This is a genomic window from Variovorax sp. efr-133-TYG-130, from assembly GCF_030208835.1.
GTDB lineage: Bacteria > Pseudomonadota > Gammaproteobacteria > Burkholderiales > Burkholderiaceae_C > Variovorax.
Genome location: NZ_JARVTD010000027.1, coordinates 134,414 through 154,646, shown reverse-complemented (window position 1 = coordinate 154,646; position 20,233 = coordinate 134,414). Strand labels below are relative to the sequence as shown.

General features: G+C 67.5%; 19 protein-coding genes. 7 read left to right on the top strand and 12 right to left on the bottom strand.

All coding sequences use genetic code 11. The features are described 5' to 3' along the window. The first annotated feature begins 201 nt into the window (after positions 1-201). The 3 genes from QRN67_RS21770 (at position 202) to QRN67_RS21760 (ending at position 3,430) form a co-directional block, all read left to right on the top strand. A complete protein-coding gene (locus tag QRN67_RS21770; RefSeq protein WP_081268393.1) occupies positions 202-765 on the top strand; it encodes a TRAP transporter small permease in 564 nt (187 codons plus the stop codon). After that, entirely contained in the window at positions 762-2,060 is a 1,299-nt protein-coding gene (locus QRN67_RS21765; RefSeq protein WP_106935776.1) for a TRAP transporter large permease, read from the top strand. The genes QRN67_RS21770 and QRN67_RS21765 overlap by 4 nt, the downstream gene beginning before the upstream one ends. Before the next feature lie 332 nt (positions 2,061-2,392). Continuing rightward, the gene (locus tag QRN67_RS21760; RefSeq protein ID WP_081268391.1) at positions 2,393-3,430 is read left to right on the top strand and encodes a DctP family TRAP transporter solute-binding subunit; all 1,038 of its coding nucleotides are present in this window, start codon (positions 2,393-2,395) and stop codon (positions 3,428-3,430) included. 32 nt (positions 3,431-3,462) lie between these two features. Here the strand turns inward: QRN67_RS21760 and QRN67_RS21755 are convergent, their stop codons facing one another. Next, positions 3,463-4,428 (bottom strand): GlxA family transcriptional regulator, encoded by a 966-nt coding sequence (locus tag QRN67_RS21755; RefSeq protein WP_285413539.1) that lies wholly within the window; start codon positions 4,426-4,428, stop codon positions 3,463-3,465. Between the two features lie 80 nt (positions 4,429-4,508). Between QRN67_RS21755 and QRN67_RS21750 the strand changes: the two genes are divergently transcribed. From QRN67_RS21750 to QRN67_RS21740, 3 genes are all read left to right on the top strand, one after another. After that, a complete protein-coding gene (locus tag QRN67_RS21750) occupies positions 4,509-4,970 on the top strand; it encodes a tautomerase family protein (RefSeq protein WP_285413538.1) in 462 nt (153 codons plus the stop codon). A 17-nt stretch (positions 4,971-4,987) separates the two neighbouring features. Then, positions 4,988-5,815: a dienelactone hydrolase family protein gene (locus tag QRN67_RS21745; RefSeq protein WP_285413536.1), complete on the top strand. Its 828-nt coding sequence runs from the start codon at positions 4,988-4,990 to the stop codon at positions 5,813-5,815. Positions 5,816-5,884: 69 nt separating this feature from the next. Continuing rightward, on the top strand, positions 5,885-6,853 hold the full coding sequence (locus QRN67_RS21740) for a nucleoside hydrolase (RefSeq protein ID WP_285413534.1): 969 nt from the start codon (positions 5,885-5,887) through the stop codon (positions 6,851-6,853). Positions 6,854-6,859: 6 nt separating this feature from the next. On the opposite strand, the gene QRN67_RS21735 is transcribed toward QRN67_RS21740, so the two are convergent. From QRN67_RS21735 to QRN67_RS21690, 10 genes are all read right to left on the bottom strand, one after another. After that, positions 6,860-7,834 carry a Bug family tripartite tricarboxylate transporter substrate binding protein gene (locus QRN67_RS21735; protein WP_285413533.1) on the bottom strand — a complete coding sequence of 325 codons (975 nt, stop codon included), beginning with the start codon at positions 7,832-7,834 and terminating at the stop codon, positions 6,860-6,862. A 47-nt stretch (positions 7,835-7,881) separates the two neighbouring features. Further along, entirely contained in the window at positions 7,882-9,066 is a 1,185-nt protein-coding gene (gene tcuB, locus QRN67_RS21730; protein WP_285413532.1) for a tricarballylate utilization 4Fe-4S protein TcuB, read from the bottom strand. Then, complete coding sequence (tcuA, locus tag QRN67_RS21725; RefSeq protein ID WP_285413531.1) at positions 9,053-10,477, bottom strand: FAD-dependent tricarballylate dehydrogenase TcuA; 1,425 nt, start codon at positions 10,475-10,477, stop codon at positions 9,053-9,055. The genes tcuB and tcuA overlap by 14 nt, the downstream gene beginning before the upstream one ends. Before the next feature lie 76 nt (positions 10,478-10,553). Then, the gene (locus QRN67_RS21720; protein ID WP_285413530.1) at positions 10,554-11,480 is read right to left on the bottom strand and encodes a LysR substrate-binding domain-containing protein; all 927 of its coding nucleotides are present in this window, start codon (positions 11,478-11,480) and stop codon (positions 10,554-10,556) included. Positions 11,481-11,582: 102 nt separating this feature from the next. Beyond that, positions 11,583-12,320 (bottom strand): amino acid ABC transporter ATP-binding protein, encoded by a 738-nt coding sequence (locus QRN67_RS21715; RefSeq protein WP_081268420.1) that lies wholly within the window; start codon positions 12,318-12,320, stop codon positions 11,583-11,585. A 148-nt stretch (positions 12,321-12,468) separates the two neighbouring features. Then, positions 12,469-13,137, bottom strand: a complete 669-nt coding sequence (locus QRN67_RS21710; protein WP_172839857.1) for an amino acid ABC transporter permease — start codon at positions 13,135-13,137, stop codon at positions 12,469-12,471. Between the two features lies 1 nt (position 13,138). Further along, a complete protein-coding gene (locus tag QRN67_RS21705; RefSeq protein WP_409194846.1) occupies positions 13,139-13,897 on the bottom strand; it encodes an amino acid ABC transporter permease in 759 nt (252 codons plus the stop codon). 99 nt (positions 13,898-13,996) lie between these two features. Next, the gene (locus tag QRN67_RS21700) at positions 13,997-14,893 is read right to left on the bottom strand and encodes a transporter substrate-binding domain-containing protein (RefSeq protein WP_106935785.1); all 897 of its coding nucleotides are present in this window, start codon (positions 14,891-14,893) and stop codon (positions 13,997-13,999) included. A 153-nt stretch (positions 14,894-15,046) separates the two neighbouring features. Next, positions 15,047-16,519, bottom strand: coding sequence for an aspartate ammonia-lyase (locus QRN67_RS21695; protein WP_081268382.1), 1,473 nt, complete (start codon positions 16,517-16,519; stop codon positions 15,047-15,049). Positions 16,520-16,694: 175 nt separating this feature from the next. Next, entirely contained in the window at positions 16,695-17,681 is a 987-nt protein-coding gene (locus tag QRN67_RS21690; protein ID WP_285413529.1) for a LysR substrate-binding domain-containing protein, read from the bottom strand. 61 nt (positions 17,682-17,742) lie between these two features. Here QRN67_RS21690 and QRN67_RS21685 point away from each other — a divergent pair, with 61 nt between their 5' ends. After that, on the top strand, positions 17,743-19,185 hold the full coding sequence (locus QRN67_RS21685; protein WP_285413528.1) for an amidase: 1,443 nt from the start codon (positions 17,743-17,745) through the stop codon (positions 19,183-19,185). A gap of 109 nt (positions 19,186-19,294) precedes the next feature. On the opposite strand, the gene QRN67_RS21680 is transcribed toward QRN67_RS21685, so the two are convergent. Next, on the bottom strand, positions 19,295-20,233 hold the full coding sequence (locus tag QRN67_RS21680; RefSeq protein WP_081268379.1) for a 2-hydroxyacid dehydrogenase: 939 nt from the start codon (positions 20,231-20,233) through the stop codon (positions 19,295-19,297).

Below are 20,233 nucleotides of genomic sequence, written 5' to 3'. Positions count from 1 at the left end.
ACATTCGCGGAGGGGAGTACCCGGCGCCCTGCGCACACGCCCTGAACAGCGCCCGCCAAAGCCAGACAGCTAAGGAAACCCCCGATACATGAGTGGTCATCGACCACCTAGCATCGACGGCTGTTTCCCTGTCGAGGTGTACGGAACGCGTCCCGGCGTCCGCCCGGTGACATGGCTTTTGGCCTCACTGACCTTCCTGCGATGACAACTCCACCCGAGTCCGGCCCCACGCTGGACGCCGCCAGCCCCATCCCCCCCGACATCGAAGCCGCCGACGAACCCACCAAGGTGCCACTGGCCATCGAAGACTGGCTCACCGTCATCATCATGGGCGCGCTGGCGCTCATCACCTTTGCCAACGTGCTGGTGCGCTACTTCACCGATTCGTCCTTCGCATGGACCGAAGAGTTCTCGGTGTTCCTCATGATCATGCTGGCGCTGGTGGCCGGCTCGGCCGCCGTGGCGCGCGACCGGCATATTCGCATCGAGTACTTCTCCGAAAGCGGCTCGATGGCGCGGCGCAAGCGGCTAGCGCAGTTTGGCGCACTGATGATCGCCATCCTGTTCACCCTCATCGGCGCGCTCAGCATCCGCATGGTGTGGGACGACTACCGCTTTGAAGAAACGACGCCGGGCATCGGCCTGCCCGCCTGGTGGTATTCGATCTGGCTGCCTATCGTGTCCTTCGCCATCGCGCTGCGCGCCATCGGCCTCATGGTCCGCCGCGGCCGCAAGAAAAACTACAAGTCAGAAGACACCAAGTGATCGCTACCCTGCTCTTTGTCGCCTTCGTCGTGATGATGCTGGTGGGCGTGCCCATCGGCGCCGCACTGGGCCTGGCGGGCGCCGCCTGCATCGCGCTGGCCAACAGCGACGCCCAGTGGTTCGGCCTGCTCGCCGTGCCGCAGAACTTCTATGCCGGCCTGGGCAAGTATCCGCTGCTGGCCATTCCGATGTTCGTGCTGGTCGGCTCCATCTTCGACCGCTCCGGCGTGGCGCTGCGCCTCGTCAACTTTGCCATTGCCATCGTGGGCCGCGGCCCCGGCATGCTGCCGCTGGTGGCCATTGCCGTGGCGATGTTCCTCGGCGGCATCTCCGGCTCCGGCCCGGCCAACGCGGCGGCCGTGGGCGCCGTGATGATCGCGGCCATGTCGCGCGCCGGCTACCCGGCGGCGTTCTCCGCCAGCGTGGTGGGCGCGGCGGCGGCCACCGACATCCTGATTCCGCCTTCGGTCGCCTTCATCGTGTATTCGGTGCTGGTGCCGGGCGCCTCGGTACCGGCGCTGTTTGCGGCCGGCATGATCCCGGGGGTGATGGCCGGCCTGGCGTTGATGATTCCGGCCGTGCTGCTGGCCCGCAAGCACAAGATGGGCGCGCTCGAATCGACGCTGCCGCGCCCGCCTTTCTGGAAGAGCTTTCGCGAAGCGACCTGGGGGCTGGCGGCGCCGGTGCTCATTCTGGGTGGCATGCGCGCCGGCTGGTTCACGCCGACCGAAGCGGCGGTGGTGGCGGTGTTCTACGGCCTGTTCGTGGGCATGTGCATTCACCGGACCATCAAGGTGCGCGACCTGTTCGTGATCTTGCGCGAGTCGGGCGAACTCTCTGCGGTGATTCTGCTGGTGGTGTCGCTGGCGGGCATCTTCGCGTATTCGCTGTCGACGCTGGGCGTGATCGACCCGGTGACGCGCGCCATCGTGAACTCGGGCCTGGGCGAGTACGGCATCCTGGCGCTGCTGATATTGCTGCTGATTACCGTCGGCATGTTCCTGGACGGCGTGTCGATTTTCCTGATCTTCGTGCCGCTGCTGCTGCCGATCGTGCAGTACTACAAGTGGGACCCGGTGTGGTTCGGCGTGATCCTCACGCTGAAGGTGGCGCTGGGCCAGTTCACGCCGCCGCTCGCGGTCAACCTGATGGTGTCGTGCCGCATCGCGAATGTGCGCATGGAAGAGACGGTGCGATGGGTGGGGTGGATGCTGTTCTCGATGTTCGTGGTGATGGTGCTGGTCATCGTCTTCCCGGAGCTGGCTTTGTGGTTGCCTCGCAAGTTGGGGTACTGATGCTTGTCTTGCGTGGCGGTCGCTGTTCGGGGTGCGCTCACGCCGACGGGGTACCTTGCTCCGCGAATGTCCCCCGCCCTTCGGGCTCCTCCTTTATTTCGCTGCGCAAGGCACCCCGCCGTCGTGAGCGTTGGACAAGGCGTCGGTATATCGGCCGTACACCAGCGGCGTGCCCTGTGCACAGGGCGTCGGGTGCTCCCCGCAGCGAAATAAAGGAGGAGGCCGCAGGCCGGGGGACATTCGCGGAGGGGAGTACCCGATGGCCTGTGCACGCGCCCTGAACAAATAGTTTTCGGTCCCAGTAAGTGTTTCGAACAATAAGGAGAGCTCTCATGAAATTCCGCCGCACCCTGCTCGGGCTCGCCGCAGCAGCCACCGCCCTCGGCATGTTCTCGACCGGCGCAATGGCGCAAGCCGCCTACAAGCCCGAATACAAGATGTCCCTCGTGCTCGGCCCGCCCACCCCCTGGGGGCAGGCCGGAAAAATCTGGGCCGACATGGTCAAGGAGCGCACCCAGGGCCGCATCAATATCAAGCTCTACCCCGGCGTCTCGCTCATCCAGGGCGACCAGACCCGCGAGTTCAGCGCGCTGCGCCAGGGCGTCATCGACATGGCCGTGGGCTCCACCATCAACTGGTCGCCGCAGGTCAAGCAGCTCAACCTGTTCTCCATGCCCTTCCTGATGCCCGACTACGCGGCCATCGATGCGCTCACGCAGGGCGAGGTCGGCAAGGAAATGTTCAAGACGCTCGACAAGGCCGGCGTGGTGCCGCTCGCGTGGGGCGAAAACGGGTTCCGCGAAATCACCAACTCCAAGAAGCCCATCAGGTCGCCCGCCGACATCAAGGGCATGAAGATCCGCGTGGTCGGCTCGCCCATCTACTCCGACATGTTCACCGCGCTCGGCGCCAACCCCACGCAGATGAGCTGGGCCGACGCACAGCCGGCGCTCGCGAGCGGCGCGGTCGACGGCCAGGAGAACCCGCTGTTCCTGTTCACCGTGCTCAAGATGCAGACCGTGGGCCAGAAGTTCGTCACCACCTGGGGCTACGTGGCCGACCCGCTGGTGTTCGTGGTCAACAAGGAAATCTGGGCCTCGTGGACCCCGGCCGACCAGGCCATCGTGCGGCAGGCCGCCATCGACGCGGGCAAGGAAGAGATCGCCATCGCGCGCAAGGGCCTGGTGGAGGCCGACAAGCCGGTGCTCAAAGACATCGCGGGCATGGGCGTGACGGTGACGAGCCTCACGCCGGCGGAGCGCGAAGCCTTCGTGAAGGCGACGCGGCCGGTGTACGACAAGTGGAAGTCGACCGTGGGCACGGACCTGGTGGCGAAGGCCGAGCAGGCGATTGCCGCGCGCAAGAAGTAAGCGATTAAAAAGAGGGGGCCGCGGCAGCCGCATCAACTGCGATAGCGGCTCGGGTTGGCCCCCGCCATCTTCTTCATCAGGCGCCGCAACGCCGTGGCGTCCTGGTAGCCCACCGCGCCGGCCACCTGCTCGACCGTCATGCGGCTGGTTTCGAGCAGCGCGCGGGCACGCCGCAGCCGCACGCTCTGCACCAGCGCCTGCGTGCTCTTGCCAGTGGCCTTGCGGATGTGGCGTGACAGCGTGCGCTCCGACATGCAGAACTCGCGCGCCAGCGCACTGACGGCCGGTGCGTCTGGCAGCGCCGACTCGACGCGCGCGGCCAGCCGCGCCACCAGGTCGTTGCCGTTGGCCAGCACCTCCGGCACCACGAACGGCGCCTGTGCCTGGCGCCCATCGATCAGTAGCATGCGCGAGACCAGGTCGGTGAGCGCACTGCCGCAGCGCTCGCGCAGCAGGTGCAGCATCAGGTCGGTCTGCGCGAACGCGGCGCCGGCCGTGACCACCGGGCCGTCGGCGCACACCATGCGGTCGGCATCGACGGTGCAGCCGGGCGCCATGCGCGCGAGCAGCGGCGCATACCACCACGAGGTGGTCGCGCGCCGGCCCTGAAGCAGCCCGGCCGCGTTCAGCAGGAACACGGCAGAACAGGAGGCCGCGACCTGCCCGCCGGCCTTTGCGTGCCGCACCAGGCCCGCGACCGCCTTGGCTGCGTCGTCGCTCTCGAGGCAGCGGCGGATGTCGCCCGGCGTGTTAAGGCCGAGCCCCGGCACCACCCAGGCCGAGCGGTCGTCGCGCGGCCGTACGGGCAGGCGCGCGGTGTCGATGGCCATGCCGGCCTGCAGCGGCACCGGGCCGCCCTGCACCGAACACAGCCGCCAGCGCGGCGGCGCCACGCCGGCCCGCGGAGCCAAGGCCTGCGCGGCGCCGAGGATGTCGAGCGTGACCGCGACGCTCGAATTGAAGGCGCCGGGCAGCACCAGGATCGTGAAGTCGTGCATTCTTGGGGCTGTCTGATTCAGCCTCTAAACAGTCAAATTGGACACTGCCATTCTGGCGGCGCGAAGGGCCCAATACAACCATGCCCAACATCCTCGTGAAGATTCCCCAAGGCGCCTTTCCCGGCGAGAACCGCGCCACGCTGGTTCGCAAGATCAATGAAGCGGCCGCAGCCGTAGAGCAGATGCCGGACGAGCCCCGTGCGCGTTTCATGTGCTGGGTGCTGATCGACGAGGTCGCTGCCGGTGGCTGGACCTGCGGCGGCGCCGACGCCACCGCGCAGTACCTGCCGTGCATGGCGCGGGTGCTGCTGCCGGCCGGCGTGCTCGACGATGCATCGCGCAGCCTCTATGCCGCGCGCATGCATGCCGCCTTCGCAGAAGCCATGCCGGCGGACGACCGGCGGCGCCTCATGACCTCCGTGGTGCTCGACGAAGTGCCCGACGGCGCCTGGGGCGTGGGCGGCCAGATATGGACGCTGCCCGACTTCGCTCGCAACGCGGGCTATGCCCATCTGCAGCACCTGGCGCGCAGCCCTGCATGAGCAGCAAGGACAAACGCATGACGGCGACGACCCGCCCCCTGACCGAAGACGACCCGCTCGACGATTTCACCGCGCGCCGGATCACGCTCGACGGCGTCGAGAAGAAGGTCTACGTGCTCGGCGAGGGCCCGGCCGTGATCGTGATGACCGAGATGCCCGGCATCAGTCCGCATGTGGCGCGCTTTGCACGCTGGGTGCGCGAGTCGGGCTTCACCGTCTACATGCCGTCGCTGTTCGGCCGCGACGGCGCCGTGCCAGGCGCGGAAGAAGGCGTGGCCGTGTTCAGGCGCGCCTGCGTGAGCGCGGAATTCCGTGCCTTCGCCGCCAATGAATCGAGCCCGGTCACGCAATGGCTGCGCGCGCTTGCGCGGCTGGCGCATGCCGAGTGCGGCGGCCCCGGCGTGGGCGCCATCGGCATGTGCTTCACCGGCAACTTCGCGCTGTCGATGATGCTGGAGCCGGCGATGCTCGCGCCGGTGATGTGCCAGCCTTCGCTGCCGATGGACAACCCCGCCGCCACGAACATGGCGCCGGAGGAACTGGCCGCCGTGCGCGAGCGGCTGGAGCGCGAAGACCTGACGGTCATGGCCTACCGTTTCGAGGGCGACAAGCATTGCAGGGCGCAGCGCTTCGCCGCTTTTTCAGAGGCGCTGGGCGAGCGCTTCGTGGCCCGTGTGCTGCCGGACAGCGCGGCCAACACCGACACCCCGCCCTTCTTCGCGCAGGTGGTGGCGAGCCCGCACAGCGTGGTGACGGCGCACCTGATCGACGAGGCGGGCCAGCCGACGCTCGCTGCGCGCGACGAGATCCTGGCGTTCTTCGCCAGGCGGCTGCGGCAGCGCTGAGCGGCGCCCGCGCTCTGGCAGACTGGCGCCGCAGGGGTGCGCCGTTCGCGCCCGCCAGGAGCCCTTTTCATGCCGCCGCCGAATTCCATAAACACTGCACTTCACACGCTCATCATCGACACGGACCCCGGCGCCGACGACGTGATCGCGCTGCTCTTCGCGATGGCCGCGCCCGAGCGGCTGGACATCCGGGCGCTGACCACCGTGGCCGGCAACGTGCCGCTGGCCAAGACATCCCGCAATGCGCGCCTGGCGTGCGAGTGGGCCGGGCGGCCGGACATTGCGGTCTACGCAGGCGCGCAGCGGCCGCTGAAGCGCACGCCGATCTACGCAGCCAACATCCACGGGCGCGAAGGCCTCACTGGCGTCGACGTGTACGAGCCCGCGGCACCGCTCGCGGAAGGCAACGCGGTCGACTACCTCATCCGCACCTTGCGCGCCGCGCCGGAGAAAAGCGTGACGCTCGCAATGCTCGGCCCGCAGACCAACCTTGCGCTGGCGCTGGAACAGGCACCCGACATCGTGCGCGGCCTGCGCGAACTGGTGCTGATGGCGGGCGCGCATTTCAACGGCGGCAACATCACGCCCGTGGCCGAGTTCAATGTGTTCGCCGACCCGCACGCGGCCGAGGCGGTGCTCGCGAGCGGCGTGCCCATCACCATGCTGCCGCTGGACGTGACGCACAAGATCCTCACGAGCGACGAGCGCATCGCGCGGTTGCGCAAGCTGGGCAACCGCGCCGGCGCGATCGTCGCGGACATCCTCGACGCCTACGCGCCGCAGGAAATGAAGCACTACGACATGCCCGGCGGACCGGTGCACGATGCCACGGTCACGGCCTACCTGCTGCAGCCTTCGCTGTTCAAGGGCCGGCGCATCCACGTGGAGATCGACAGCCGCGAGGGCATGGGCTTCGGGCAGACGGTGGCCGACTGGCATGGCAGCCTGCGCCGGCCGGCCAACGTGAACTGGATCATCGACGGCGATGCGCAGGGCTTCTTCGACCTGCTGACGGAACACATCGCGCGGCTGCCTTGAGTCCGGTCAGTTCGCGGTGATCTTGCGGTCGCGCACGATCGCGCTCCATTTGGAATCCTCTTTCCTCATGAAGTCGGTGAGCTCGGCGCGGGTGGTCGGCTGCGGGGTCAGGCCGTGCTTGTTCAGCGCTTCCTTCACGCCAGGATCGGCCAGCACCTTGACGATGGCATGGTTCCAGCGATCCAGCAGGGCCGCGGGTGTCTTGCCGGGTGCCATGAAGGCATACCAGTTGAGGGCTTCGAAGCCGGGGTAGCCCGACTCCGCCACCGTGGGGATGTTGGGCATGTAGGCCGGGCGGCTCAGGCCCGTGCTGGCCAGCGGAACCAGATTGCCGGCCTCGATCTGCGGCAATGCAGTCGGCGGCGCCGAAAAATACGAGGCGATGCGCTGGCCCAGCAAGTCTTGCAGGGCCGGGGCGCCGCCTTTGTAAGGCACATGCACCATGTCGATGCCGGCTCGCTGGTTGAACAGTTCTCCGGCCAGATGGGACGCGGAGCCGGCACCGGTCGAGGCGAAGTCGACGCTGCCGGGTTTCTTCTTCGACAGGGCCACGAACTCGGCCAGGGTCTTCACGCCCAGGCCCTTGTGCACCACCAGCACGTTGGGAAAGCTGACGCCGCCGGAAACCGCGGCCAGGTCCTTGAACGGGTCGTAGCTCACCTTCATGACATGCGGGGCGATGGTCAGCGGCCCGACGGAGCCGAGCAGCAGCATCGACCCGTCGGCCGGCCCCGTGGCCACGTACTGGTGGGCGATGTTGCCGCCGGCGCCCGCCTTGTTGTCGACGATCACCGTCTGGCCGATGTCTTCGCCGAGCTTCCTGGCGATCAGGCGTGCGGCGGCGTCCGCCGCGCCGCCCGGTGCGAAGCCGACCACCAGGGTGACGGGCTTCTTCGGCGGGAAGTCTTGTGCCTGCGCATGCCCTGCCAGGAAAAGGGTGGCGGCCAGGGCCGCGAGGTGCAGAAGTTGTCGCTTTTTCATCGGAGTCTCCTTGAGGTTGTCGTGTTGTCGTTTTGTCGTGTTGCCGGTCAGTCCGATCCGAGGCCGACGGGGTTTGGCAGGCGCTTCTCGACGGCATGGCGCAGCAAGGCGGCGCTGCGGAAGATGCCGTGGCCGAACTTGCCGTAGGGCATGGTGGCGAACAGCGCCATCACGGCACCCAGGTGCACGCACAGCAGCAGGGCCAGGGCGGGGGTGCCGCGGCCGAGCCACAGGGCCAGGCCGCTGGAGCTGGTGAGGAACAGCAGCGCAATGAAGCCCAGGTCCATGGGCTTTTGAGCCGGGTCGCCGTGCAGCGGATGCCGCTTGCGGTTCAGGTGCCACAAGCCGACGGTGCCGAGCATCAGGCTGATGCCGCCGGCCACGCCAAGCAGTTTCGGCAGGCTGGGCAAGGCGTAGGGCGCGGCCCAGCCGAAGGCGTAGTGATACAGCGTGGCCACGCCGGTGGCCGCGAAGCACAGCATGAAGCCGTAGAAGGTGAGATGGTGAAAGCGCCTGCGTGCCAGCGTGTAGGCGTCGTCTTCGTTGTGGCAACCGTCGCCGTGGCCGCCGTCCAGATACCTGAGGCGCAATGCCGCGTCGGCGGCTTCCGCCGCGGCGGGTCCGTTCAGCGGCGCGCCGCTGGTGGCGGGCGTGATGTCGCGCCAGAAGCGCCGCACGCCCATGGCCAGCGCCAGGGTTGCGAACAGGAACACCGGGGCGAACAGGGCGACCAGCAGGTTGTGCGGAAACACGCTGTAGAAGTTTTCGCCCGGCGCCGTTCCCCACAGCCCGCCCTTCATTGCCACGGCGAGCGCCAGGAACAGCGCCAGCGCGCCGGCCAGGGCCAGCGAAAGCGTGAGCCCGTTGCGTCGGTAGAGCGCGCCGAGCGCGGGCGGCCAGGCGTAGTCCATGTAGGTCTGGCCGCGAACTTCGGCCATGGCCCTTGGCACGTTGACGGCAAACTCGTGCGGCGGCGCGTACTGGCAGGCATGCAGGCAGGCGCCGCAGTTGTGGCAGAGGTTGGCCAGGAAGTGGATGTCGGCCTTGCCGAATTCGAGCCGGCGCGTCATGGCCGGGAACACGGCACAGAAGCCCTCGCAGTAGCGGCAGGCATTGCAGATCTGCATCTGCCGGCCGACCTCGCTCTCGGCGGCCGAAAGAATGGGAATGACGCGGCGCGGACCGTCCGCGAGCGACCCCGCCTCGCGTGCCAGGGCTTCAAGCGTTTGCATGGTGGATTTCTTTCTGCTTCAGGACCGCGGCCGCGGCCTGCGTGCCGGCAATGCGGCCGAAGGCGGTGCCGATGCTCATGCCGACGCCGGCGGTGTAGCCCTTGCCGAGCACGTTGCCGGCCATCATTTCGCCGGCCACGAAGAGGTTGGGGCTGGGCCGGTCGCCAAAGCGCACGGCGGCGGTGTCGTCCACCTTCAGGCCGAGGTAGGTGAAGGTGATGCCGGGGCGCAGCGGGTAGGCGTGGAAGGGCGCGGTGTCGATGGGCCGCGCCCAGTGGGTCTTGGCGGGGGACAGCCCTTCGGTGTGGCAGTCATCGAGGGCCGTGTGGTCGAAGCGGCCGACACGGCAGGCGGCGTTGTAGTCGGCAATGGTGCTCAGGAAGGTCGCCTCGTCCAGGCCGAGCAGGCGTGCCAGCTCGGGCAGCGTGTCGGCGACAGCGCCCGGAAACACGGGAGGCATGAAGCGGCCCACCGCTTTCTGGTCGATGATGGAATAGCCCATCTGTCCCGGCTGCTGGGCTACCAGCCGCCCCCAGATGGCGTAGCGTTTGGGCCAGAAGTCTTCGCCTTCGTCGTAGAAGCGGCGGGCCTCGCGGTTGACGACCACGCCCAGCGACACGCAATCGATGCGCGTGCAGATGCCGCCGTCGTAGAGGGGCGCGCGGGCATCGATGGCCACCATGTGGCCCTGCGATGGATCACCGACGGAGTCCGCGCCGGCATCGATCAATTGCCTGAGCAGCACGCCCTGGTTGAAGCGGGTTCCGCGGATCAGGAAGTTGTCCGCCGGCCATTCGCCGCGGTCGTTGCGGCCCCAGGCCTCGCGCAGCCATTCACGGTTCGACTCGAACCCGCCGGCCGCGAGCACGCAGCTTCTCGCGGTGATCCGTTCACCGCCCTCGGTGCGCACCGCGGTGAAGCGCAGGCCGTCGAGCTCCACCGAAGCCACGGGCGTCTCGTAGCGGATCCGCACCCCGAGGCGCTCGGCGCTGCGGTAATAGGCGTTCACCAGCGCCTTGCCGCCACCCATGAAGAAGGCGTTGGTGCGCGCCACGTGCAGTGCGCCGGAGAGAGGCGGCTGGAAGTGCACGCCGTGGCTGCGCATCCAGTCGCGGCAATTCGACGAAGCACGGATGACCAGCCGGGCCAGGTGTTCGTCGGTCAGGCCCCCGGTCACCTTGAGCAGGTCCTGCCAGTATTCTTCCTCGGGGTAGGCCTCCACGAGTACGTCCTGGGGACCGTCGTGCATGCAGCGCAGGTTGCGCGTGTGCTGCGAATTGCCGCCGCGCCATGCCTTGGGCGCGGCTTCGAGCAGCAGGACGCTGGCGCCCGCCTCGCGTGCCATCAGCGCGGCGCAAAGCGCGGCGTTGCCGCCGCCTACGACCAGCACATCGACCTGTTCATCGCTCACTTCTCGTCTCCTTGTGGGTCGGGAGACTGTAGGCAGGCCACCCTTCAGGCGACAGGCCGGATCGGGCAACAGGTGTTCAGTTTTCGAGAAGACTCGCGCCAGCCCAGCGGCCTTCGCGCACCAGCATGCGCGCGGTGTCGGCCATCACCACCCGGGTGGCCAGCGCGGCCGGCGACAGTTCGTCGTCCGACAGGCTGACCAGCAGGCTGCGCCGGCCCACGTGGTTGTCGGTGATCTGGCTGCTGAGCACATCGTCCGCCGGCTGCCGCGCGAGGGCGGCACCGGGCTGGATGGTGGCGCCCAGGCCGGCGCGCACGGCATCCATCAGCAGCGCCAGGCCGTCGATCTCGGCCACCACCAAGGGCTCGATGCGGGCACGGGCGAAAGCGGAAGTGAGGCTGGCGCGCAGGCCGTGGCCGGCGCTGGGCATGATGAGCGGGACGCCGGCAAGCTGGGCCAGCCGCACCTTCGGACCCGGCGGGCGCTGCGCCAGGCCGACGGCCGCGAGGACGAAGAGCTTTTCATCGAGCAGCGGCTCGATGCTCCAGCGGCGCGGCGTGGCGGTCTCGAACAGCACCGCCAGGTCGAGCTGGCGAGACTGCAGCATGCTGGCCAGGTTGCCCGACAGCGACTCCACCAGATGCAGCCGCACGTCGGGGTAGCGCGCACGCATTTCCCGGATCAGCGGCAACCCGAGCACGGAGGCGGTGGTTGGCGCCAGGCCCACGCTCACATGGCCGGAAAGGCGTGCCTGCTGCGCCGCGCGCACGGCCTCGTCGGCATGGCGGAGCGTGAGCTGGGCCTGCTGCAGGAAGGCCACGCCGGCGTCGGTGGGAATGACACCGGTGCTGCTGCGTTGAAGCAGCCGGGTGCTGAGCTCGCCCTCCAGGCGGCTGATCTGCTGACTCAGCGCCGATGTCACCACGCCGAGCTCGATGGCCGCGCGGCCCATGCTGCGCAGTTCGCAGACTTTCACGAAATAGCGGAGTTGGCGGAGTTCCATCGCAAGGGGCCGGCGGTCGAGGGCCGGGCATCGAAGAAGTCATCGCGCAATGAAAAAAGCCACGCTGCGGAACAACGTGGCTTGTCTTTCCTGCGCGGCGGATCAGTGCTGCAGGATCTTGTTGAGGAAGTCCTTGGTGCGCGGCTGGCGGTTCTCCGGGTGTCCGAAGAACTCGTCCTTCGGGCAGTCTTCCAGGATGCGGCCGCCCACGTCGATGAAGATCACGCGGCTGGCCACCTTGCGGGCGAAGGCCATTTCGTGCGTGACCACCATCATGGTCATGCCTTCCTTGGCCAGGGCCACCATCACGTCGAGCACTTCGCCGACCATCTCGGGGTCGAGCGCCGAGGTGGGTTCGTCGAACAGCATCACGATCGGGTCCATCGACAGCGCGCGGGCAATGGCCACGCGCTGCTGCTGGCCGCCCGAGAGCTGGCCCGGGAACTTGTCCTTGTGCGCCATCAGGCCCACGCGGTCGAGCATCTTCAGGCCGCGGGTCTTGGCTTCGTCGGGCGAGCGGCCCAGCACCTTGATCTGCGCGATCGTGAGGTTCTCGGTCACCGACAGGTGCGGGAACAGCTCGAAGTGCTGGAACACCATGCCGACCTTGGAGCGCAGCTTGGGCAGGTTGGTCTTGGGGTCGTGCAACGGGATGCCGTTGACGGTGATCTCACCCTTCTGGAAGGGCTCCAGCGCGTTCACGGTCTTGATGAGCGTGGACTTGCCGGACCCCGAGGGGCCGCAGACGACGACCACGTCGCCCTTGGAGATGTTGACGGAGCAGTCGTTGAGCACCTGCACCGGGCCGTACCACTTGGATACGTTCTTGATTTCGATCATTTTTTCGGACATTTTCAAACTCCTGTGAGCAGGTTCATCGCACCGAATGCAGTCGGGGAAACGCCGTGGAACCGGCTTTCCCGGGCCACCGGCGTTGCCCCCTGGAAGGGGGTTGGCGAAGCGACACGAAGTGCGCGAAGACTGGGGGTCATCTGATGATGGCGATTTTCTTGTGCAGGCGCTTCACCAGCCAGGAAAGGGCATAGCACATGACGAAATAGACGACGGCCGCCAGCAGGTAGGCCTCTTCCGGCCGCCCGAAGTTCTTGCCGGCGGTCTCGAAGCCCTTGAGCATGTCGTACGCGCCGATGGCGTAGACCAGCGACGTATCCTGGAAAAGGATGATGGTCTGCGTGAGCAGCACCGGCAGCATGTTCCGGAACGCCTGGGGCAGGATCACCAGCTTCATGTTCTGGCCGTAGGTCATGCCCACAGCCATGCCGGCGGAGACCTGCCCGCGCGGGATCGACTGGATGCCGGCACGCATGATCTCGGAAAAATAGGCGGCCTCGAAGCAGACGAAGGTGATGACCGCCGAGGTCTCCGCCCCGATGGGCCGCCCGATGATGAACGGCACCAGCAGGAAGAAGCCCAGGATCACCATCACCAGCGGCACGGAGCGCATGCCGTTGACGTAGGCGGCCGCGGGAAAGTCCAGCCACTTCTTGCCCGACAGGCGCATGAGCGCAAGCAGGGTGCCGAAGAAGATGCCGCCCAGCGTGGCCACCACCGTCAGGATCACGCTGAAGTAGAAGCCCTTCAGCACATAGGTGCTGATCAGGCTCCAGTTGTAGAAGGAAAAGTCGAGATTCATCATGTCAGTGGCCTCCCGTGCCGCCGGCGGCAACGAAGCCCGGCACGCGCACCTTGCGCTCGATGAAAGTCAGGATGCGGTTCACCAGCATGGCGCTGATGACGTAGAGAGCGATCACGCCGATGTAGATCGGGATCTGCGCCGAGGTCTCTTCACCGGCCTGCAGGTAGAACTGCGTGAGCTCGGGAATGGACACCGCGAAGGCCACCGACGAGTTCTTGAAGATGTTCATCGACTCGCTGGTCAGCGGCGGCATGATGATCCGGTACGCCATCGGCAGCAGCACGAAGCGGTAGTACTGCGGCGTCGTGAAGCCCACCGCCATGCCCGCGTAGCGCTGGCCGCGCGGAAGCGCCTGGATGCCCGAGCGCAACTGCTCGGCGATACGCGCGGACGTGAAGAAGCCCAGCGCGCAGACCACCAGCACGAACGGCGGCAGGTCGCGCATGGGCGGAATGATCTTCGGCAGCACGAAGTACCAGATGAACACCTGGACCAGCAACGGGATGTTGCGGAACAGCTCCACCCATGCGTTGCCGAGCCGAACCAGCCAGGGACTGTCGGGGAGCGTGCGCAGCGTGCCGATGATCGAACCCACGACGAGCGCCACGAGCAGGGCCGAGAGCGACACGCCCACGGTCCAGCCCCAGGCATTCAACATCCATTGCAGATAGGTCTGGTCCGCTCCTCGCGCAAAGCAGCTTGCGACCACTTCATTGGTGAGCGTGTCCTGGCAAAAGACCGACATGTCCAGGTTCAGCATCCATCCTCCTTCGCGGGTAAGGGCCCGCGCCCATTGCATCGAAAAGCCCGCGTCGGCAGGGTGCCGCGCGGGCTTGGCTTTTTCAGGTCTGGCGCCGCCTTACTTGGGGGCGTAGGCTTCCATGGGCTTGTCGTTCGGGCTGGCCCAGGCGGCCTTGGTACCTTCAGACACCGGCATGTTCAGGTTGACGTTGTTCGGCGGGATCGGCTGGGTGAACCACTTGTCGTACAGCTTGGCGAGCGAACCGTCCTTGATCTGGCGCACGATGCTGTCGTCGACGGCCTTCTTCAGCTTGGCGTCGCCCTTGGGCAGCATGCAGGCGATGGGCTCGACCGACAGCACTTCGCCGACGATCTTGAAGTCCTTGGGGTTCTTCGACTTGGCGGCGTTGGCGGCCAGGATGGAACCGTCCATCACGAACGCATCGGCGCGGCCCGACTCGAGCAGCAGGAAGCTGTCAGCGTGGTCCTTGCCCATGACTTCCTTGAAGTCGACGCCTTCGGCGCGCTTGTTCTTGCGCAGCGTCTGGACGGAAGTGGTGCCGGTGGTGGTGGCCACGACCTTGCCCTTCAGGTCGGCGATGCCGTTGATGCCCGAATTGGCCTTGGTGAGGATGCGCACTTCTTCCACGTAGGTGGTGTAGGCGAAGTCGACGTCCTTCTGGCGGGCCGTGTTGTTGGTGGTGGAGCCGCACTCGAAGTCGATGGTGCCGTTCTGCACCAGCGGCACGCGGTTCTGCGAGGTGATGACCTGGTAGTTGACGGTCAGCGGCTTGCCGAGGTCCTTGCTCAGGTCCTTGATGATGTTCTCGGCCATTTCAGTGTGGAAGCCGACGTACTTGCCGCCACCCAGCGTGTAGGCCAGGCCGGACGAATCGCGAACACCCAGGTTCACTGCACCGCGCTCCTTGATCTTGGCGAGGGTATCGGTGGCCTGCGCAAAGGCGCCGGATGCCACGAATGCCGTCACGGCCAGCGCGAGCAATTGCTTTTTCATCAGAAAACTCCTTGGGAAATTGAACAGAAAGAAATACATCGAAATTCTAGACACACACTGTTGTTGGGCGCATTGGTAACCACCCCGGTGCACGGTGCACTGAACCCAGTGCTTTCGCGCAGGAGCGGGCGCCCGTCTGGTGCATGAGACCCGTCATGGCGCCGGAGGCAATTGATTAGCAGCCTCCGTGCCCGTCGGCATGGCCGCGGCGGAAACAGATGCTGACAATCTTACAGGTTGCGTCAGGTTTTCCGGCACGAGCAGCGCTTCCATCTCGGCGCGGGTCATGATGCCCAGCGACTCGGCCACCAGGTCGATCGGCCCGCCGGTGGCCAGCGCGGTCTTGGCGATGAGCGCGGCCTTCTCGTAGCCGATGAGCGGATTGAGCGCCGTGACCAGCGTGACCGACGCGCGCACCTGCCTGGCAAGGAACTCCCGGTTGGCCTCGATGCCCTCGACGCAGTTCTTCTGCAGGGTGTTGCAGGCCCGGCTCAGGTGCTGGATGCTCTTGAACAGGCTCCAGCCCATGATCGGCTCGAAGGCATTGAGCTGCAGCTGGCCGGCCTCCGAGGCCATGGTGACCGTGATGTCGTTGCCGATGACCTCGAAGGCCACCTGGTTCATCACCTCCGGGATCACCGGGTTGACCTTGCCCGGCATGATCGACGAGCCCGCCTGCCGCGCCGGCAGCCGGATCTCGCCGAAGCCGGCCTGCGGGCCGCTGGAGAGCAGGCGCAGGTCGTTGCAGGTCTTGCTGAGCTTGGTGGCCACGCGCTTGAGCACGCCCGACAGCTGCACGAAGGCGCCCGTGTCCTGCGTGGCCTCGATGAGGTTGGCGGCCTGCTTGAGCGGCACGCCGGTCTGCTCGGCCAGGTACTGGCATGCGAGGTTGGCGTAGCCGTGCGGTGCGTTGATGCCGGTGCCGATGGCGGTGGCACCGAGGTTGATTTCCTCGATGAGCGCGCGCGCCTCGCCGAGCCGCTCCTCGTCCTCGCCGATCATGATGGCGTAGGTCAGGAACTCCTGGCCCAGCGTCATGGGCACGGCGTCCTGCAGCTGGGTGCGGCCGATCTTGAGGATGTCCTTGAACTCGAGCGCCTTGGCCTCGAACGCGCGGCGCAGCGAGGCCATCGACTCCAGCAGCCTGCCGATGGCGAACCACAGCGCCAGCCGCACGGCGGTGGGGTACACGTCGTTGGTGCTCTGCGAGGCGTTGACGTGGTCGTTCGGGTGCAGCACGTCGTAGCGCGCCTTCTCGTGGCCCAGCTTTTCCAGCGCGAGGTTGCAGATGACCTCGTTGGCGTTCATGTTGGTGGAGGTGCCGGCGCCGCCCTGGATGACGTCGACCACGAACTCGTCGAGCAGCTTGCCGTCGATGACGTCCTCGCACGCCAGGATGATGGCGGCGGCGCGGTCGCGGTCGATGGCGCCGAGGTCGGCATTGGCGCGGGTGGCGGCCTTCTTCACGTAGGCCAGCGCGCGCACCAGGTCGGGCATGGCCGAGATGCGGGTGCCGGAGATGGCGAAGTTCTCGACGGCCCGCGCCGTGTGCACGCCCCAGTAGGCGGCGGCTGGAATCTGCTTCTCGCCGAGGAAGTCGTGTTCGGTCCTGAAATTGGTGCTCATACAGGTTCCTCGGCTAAAAAAAAGCACGCGGGTGGCGCGTGCCGTAAAGCTTGCTTGTGACAGCGGCGTTAAAAAACTGCCGCGACTGTAGTGGCCCGGGCCCCGCCGTGCCAATGCCGTTTGCGGGGACGGTCATGCGCGTCATTTATAGATTGTGCGGTGCACAAAAACGCAGTCAGCGCGGCGGCTGGGTGCCGACCAGATAGGACCACAGCGCGTCCGCCGTGCCCTTGGGCTGCATGCTGTCGAGCGACGACGACTTGGCGGCGCGGCCGGACGCGCCCTTGACCGGCGCCGGCGCTGTCGGCCGCTCGCGGTAGGCGCGGATTTCCATCGTCGCCTCCAGGCTGTCGATCTCGGGCGGCAGCGCACTCACCAGCTTGCGCGCCTTGATCTCCTTGCGCACCGCGCTCTGCGGCAGGAAGGCGATGCCGTGGCCCTCCAGCGCCATCACCTTCAGGCCCTCGGCCATGTCGGTTTCATAGACGCGGTCGAGGTGGATGGCCGTGCCCGACTCCTTCAGCAGCTGGTCGACGACGCGCCCCAGGTAGGCGCCCGGCGCATAGCCCAGGTAAGGCAGCGGCTGGCCGGGGCGGCCCGGCAGCCGGTAGCGCGGCGCGCCGTCGGCGTCGGCCTTGACCCAGGGAGCGACGGTTTCCTCGCCCAAGCTGACCATCTCGTACTTGTTGGCGTCCAGCTGCAGCGGCTGCGAGGGGTGGTGGTAGGCGATCAGCAGGTCGCAGCTGCCCTCCACCAGCCGCAGCACCGCGTCATGCACGTTGAGCGCGATGAGCCGGCTCTTCATGGGGCCGAAGTGCTCGCGCAGCGACGTGACCCAGGCCGGGAAGAAGGTGAAGGCCAGCGTGTGCGGCACCGCGAACTCGATCACGTCCTGCCCGGCGGCCGAATGGCCGCGCAGCATGGCGCGCGTGCTCTGCAGCGACTGCAGCATCTCGATGGCCTGGCTGTAGAGCGTCTGCCCCGCGGGCGTGAGGCGCGTCGGGTACGAGCTGCGGTCGACCAGGTCGGTGCCGGCCCAGCCTTCGAGCGCCTGGATGCGGCGCGAGAACGCCGGCTGGGTTACATGCCTCAACTGGGCCGAGCGGCTGAAGCTGCGCGTTTCCGCAAGGCTGATGAAGTCTTCGAGCCACTTTGTTTCCATACGCGGCGATTATGCGAGCGCCGCGCCATACTGGGCGCCCCCTCCTTTTCCCGCACTCGCCATGCCTTCAGCCGACCTGCTCGACCTCAGCGCCACCGAACTCTCCCGCCGCATCGCCGCGCGCGACGTGTCCTGCCGCGAGCTGATGGCCGCCTCGCTGGCGCGCATCGAGGCGCTGAATCCGCGCTTCAACGCCATCGTGTCGCTGCGCGATCCGGCGCTGTCGCTGGCGGAGGCCGACGAGCGCGATGCCGAGCTGGCGCGCGGCGAACGGCGCGGCTGGATGCACGGCTTTCCGCTCGCGGTGAAGGACCTGAGCCACGCCGCCGGGCTGCCGACCTCGATGGGCTCGCCGCTGTCGCCGCGCTCGCCGGCGCGCACCGACAGCCTGCACGTGGCCCGCGCAAGGGCCGCCGGCGCCATCGTCATCGGCAAGACCAACACGCCCGAGTTCGGGCTCGGCTCGCACACCTACAACCCGGTGTTCGGCATCACGCGCAACGCCTATGCGCCCGAGCGCAGCGCGGGCGGCAGCAGCGGCGGCGCGGCCGTGGCGCTGGCCCTGGGCATGGTGCCCGTGGCCGACGGCAGCGACATGATGGGCTCGCTGCGCAACCCGTCCGCGTTCAACAACGTGATCGGCATTCGGCCTTCGCGCGGACGCGTGCCCGGCGACCCCGAGCAGGAGCTGTTCTTCCAGCAACTGGGCATCGAAGGCCCGATGGCGCGCACCGTGGAAGACGCGGCGCGCCTGCTGGCGGTGCAGTCGGGCTTCGACGGCCGGGTGCCGCTGTCGTCGCCGCACGCCCTGCCCTCGCCCGACGCGCTGCAGCTCGACGGCGACGGCAAGGGCCTGCGCATCGGCTGGCTGGGCAGCATCTGGCCCGACCTGCCGCTGGCGCCCGGCGTGCGCGAGCTCGGCGAAAAAGCGCTCGGCACCTTCCGCGACATCGGCTGCGAGGTCGAGCCCTGCACGCTCGACGTGCCGCGCGAGCACAACTGGAGCGCCTGGCTGCGCCTGAGGCAACTGCTGGTGGGCGGCAAGCTGGGCGCCTACCTGAGCGACCCGAAGCTGTTCGCGCAGCTCAAGCCCGAGGCGCAATGGGAAATAGAGCAGAGCCGGCACCTCGACGCGGCCTCGCTCTATCAGGCCTCGAACTACCGCTCGAACGTGTACCGCGCGTTTCTCAAGCTGTTCGAGCGCTTCGACTTCGTGCTGGCGCCGACGGCGCAGGTGTTTCCGTTCGACGCCGAGCTGCACTGGCCGGCCGAGGTGGCCGGCGTGAAGAGCGACACGTACCACCGGTGGATGGAGATCGTCACGCCGTTCACGCTGGCGGGGCTGCCGACGCTGAATGTGCGCGCGGGGTTCGGGGAAGGCGGGTTGCCGATGGGGCTGCAGCTTGCCGGGCCGATCCATGCGGATCTGGATGTGCTGCGGCTCGGGCATGCGTATGACCTGGCCTGCGGCTGGGCCGCCAAACGCCCCCCGGTATTGGCTTGACTCCCTCCCCTTCCGGGGGAGGGCCGGGGTGGGGGCAAGCGGCGCTCACCGCAGGCGCCCTGCCCGCCCCCATCCCAACCTTCCCCCAGAGGGGAAAGGCGCAAAGACATCAGACCGGGGTCAGCACGCCGCGCCCCGCGAAGTGCCCTTCGGCATTCGCAAGGAAATGGTCCACCGACTTCTGCGTCGCCTCGGGCGACCATCCGGCCATGTGCGGCGTGAGCAGCACGTTGTCCAGGCCGACCAGCTGCTCCGGCCGCTTCGGCTCGCTCTCGTACACATCGAGGCCGGCTCCGGCGATGCGGTTCTCGCGCAGCGCCGCGGCCAGCGCGTCGGTGTCGACCACGCTGCCGCGGCCGATGTTCACCAGATAGCCCTGCGGCCCCAGCGCGTCGAGCACTTCGGCATTGACCAGGTGCTTCGTTGCCGGCCCGCCCGGCGCGGCCAGCACCAGGAAGTCTGCCCATGCCGCCAGCGACTTCAGGTCGTCGAAGTAGCGCTGCGCCACGCCTTCCTTCGGCTTGCGGTTGTGATAGCCGACCTCCATGTCGAAGGCCGCGGCGCGCTTGGCGATCTGCTGGCCGATGGTGCCCATCCCCAGGATGCCCAGCTTCTTGCCCGACACTTTCGGCGGCTGCGGGATGGCTTCGCGCCACACGCCTTCGCGGCACAGCCGGTCGAGCTTGCGGAACTCGCGCACGATGCTGATCAGCAGGCCGAAGGCGTGGTCGGCCACGCAGTCGTCGTTGGTGCCGGCGCCGTTGGCCGTCACGATGCCGCGCGCGCGCGTCACCTCGAGCGGCAAGCCTTCGTAGCCCGCGCCCATGCAGCAGATCAGCTCCACCGCCGGCATGGCCGCAATCTCCTCGGGCGTGATGCCGATGACGCCGATCGTCAGCACCGCGCGGAATTTCTTGCCGTGCTCTGCGATGGCGGCTGCGCGCTCCGCCGCGCCGAAGGCGTAGGTCATGTCGTAGACCTCGCCGATCTGGGCCTGGTGGGCGCTCGAGAGGCTGCTGAGCACCAGCAGGGGAATCTTGGTCGACAC

Excerpts from the sequence above, each read along its gene's own strand:
- QRN67_RS21690 (WP_285413529.1), bottom strand. The coding sequence starts at position 17,681 with ATGGAAACAAAGTGGCTCGAAGACTTCATCAGCCTTGCGGAAACGCGC.
- QRN67_RS21685 (WP_285413528.1), top strand. The coding sequence starts at position 17,743 with ATGCCTTCAGCCGACCTGCTCGACCTCAGCGCCACCGAACTCTCCCGC.
- QRN67_RS21705 (WP_409194846.1), bottom strand. The coding sequence starts at position 13,897 with ATGCTGAACCTGGACATGTCGGTCTTTTGCCAGGACACGCTCACCAAT.
- tcuB (WP_285413532.1), bottom strand. The coding sequence starts at position 9,066 with ATGCAAACGCTTGAAGCCCTGGCACGCGAGGCGGGGTCGCTCGCGGAC.
- QRN67_RS21760 (WP_081268391.1), top strand. The coding sequence starts at position 2,393 with ATGAAATTCCGCCGCACCCTGCTCGGGCTCGCCGCAGCAGCCACCGCC.
- QRN67_RS21750 (WP_285413538.1), top strand. The coding sequence starts at position 4,509 with ATGCCCAACATCCTCGTGAAGATTCCCCAAGGCGCCTTTCCCGGCGAG.
- QRN67_RS21715 (WP_081268420.1), bottom strand. The coding sequence starts at position 12,320 with ATGATCGAAATCAAGAACGTATCCAAGTGGTACGGCCCGGTGCAGGTG.
- QRN67_RS21770 (WP_081268393.1), top strand. The coding sequence starts at position 202 with ATGACAACTCCACCCGAGTCCGGCCCCACGCTGGACGCCGCCAGCCCC.
- QRN67_RS21740 (WP_285413534.1), top strand. The coding sequence starts at position 5,885 with ATGCCGCCGCCGAATTCCATAAACACTGCACTTCACACGCTCATCATC.
- QRN67_RS21695 (WP_081268382.1), bottom strand. The coding sequence starts at position 16,519 with ATGAGCACCAATTTCAGGACCGAACACGACTTCCTCGGCGAGAAGCAG.
- QRN67_RS21745 (WP_285413536.1), top strand. The coding sequence starts at position 4,988 with ATGACGGCGACGACCCGCCCCCTGACCGAAGACGACCCGCTCGACGAT.
- QRN67_RS21710 (WP_172839857.1), bottom strand. The coding sequence starts at position 13,137 with ATGATGAATCTCGACTTTTCCTTCTACAACTGGAGCCTGATCAGCACC.
- QRN67_RS21755 (WP_285413539.1), bottom strand. The coding sequence starts at position 4,428 with ATGCACGACTTCACGATCCTGGTGCTGCCCGGCGCCTTCAATTCGAGC.
- QRN67_RS21720 (WP_285413530.1), bottom strand. The coding sequence starts at position 11,480 with ATGGAACTCCGCCAACTCCGCTATTTCGTGAAAGTCTGCGAACTGCGC.
- QRN67_RS21735 (WP_285413533.1), bottom strand. The coding sequence starts at position 7,834 with ATGAAAAAGCGACAACTTCTGCACCTCGCGGCCCTGGCCGCCACCCTT.
- QRN67_RS21700 (WP_106935785.1), bottom strand. The coding sequence starts at position 14,893 with ATGAAAAAGCAATTGCTCGCGCTGGCCGTGACGGCATTCGTGGCATCC.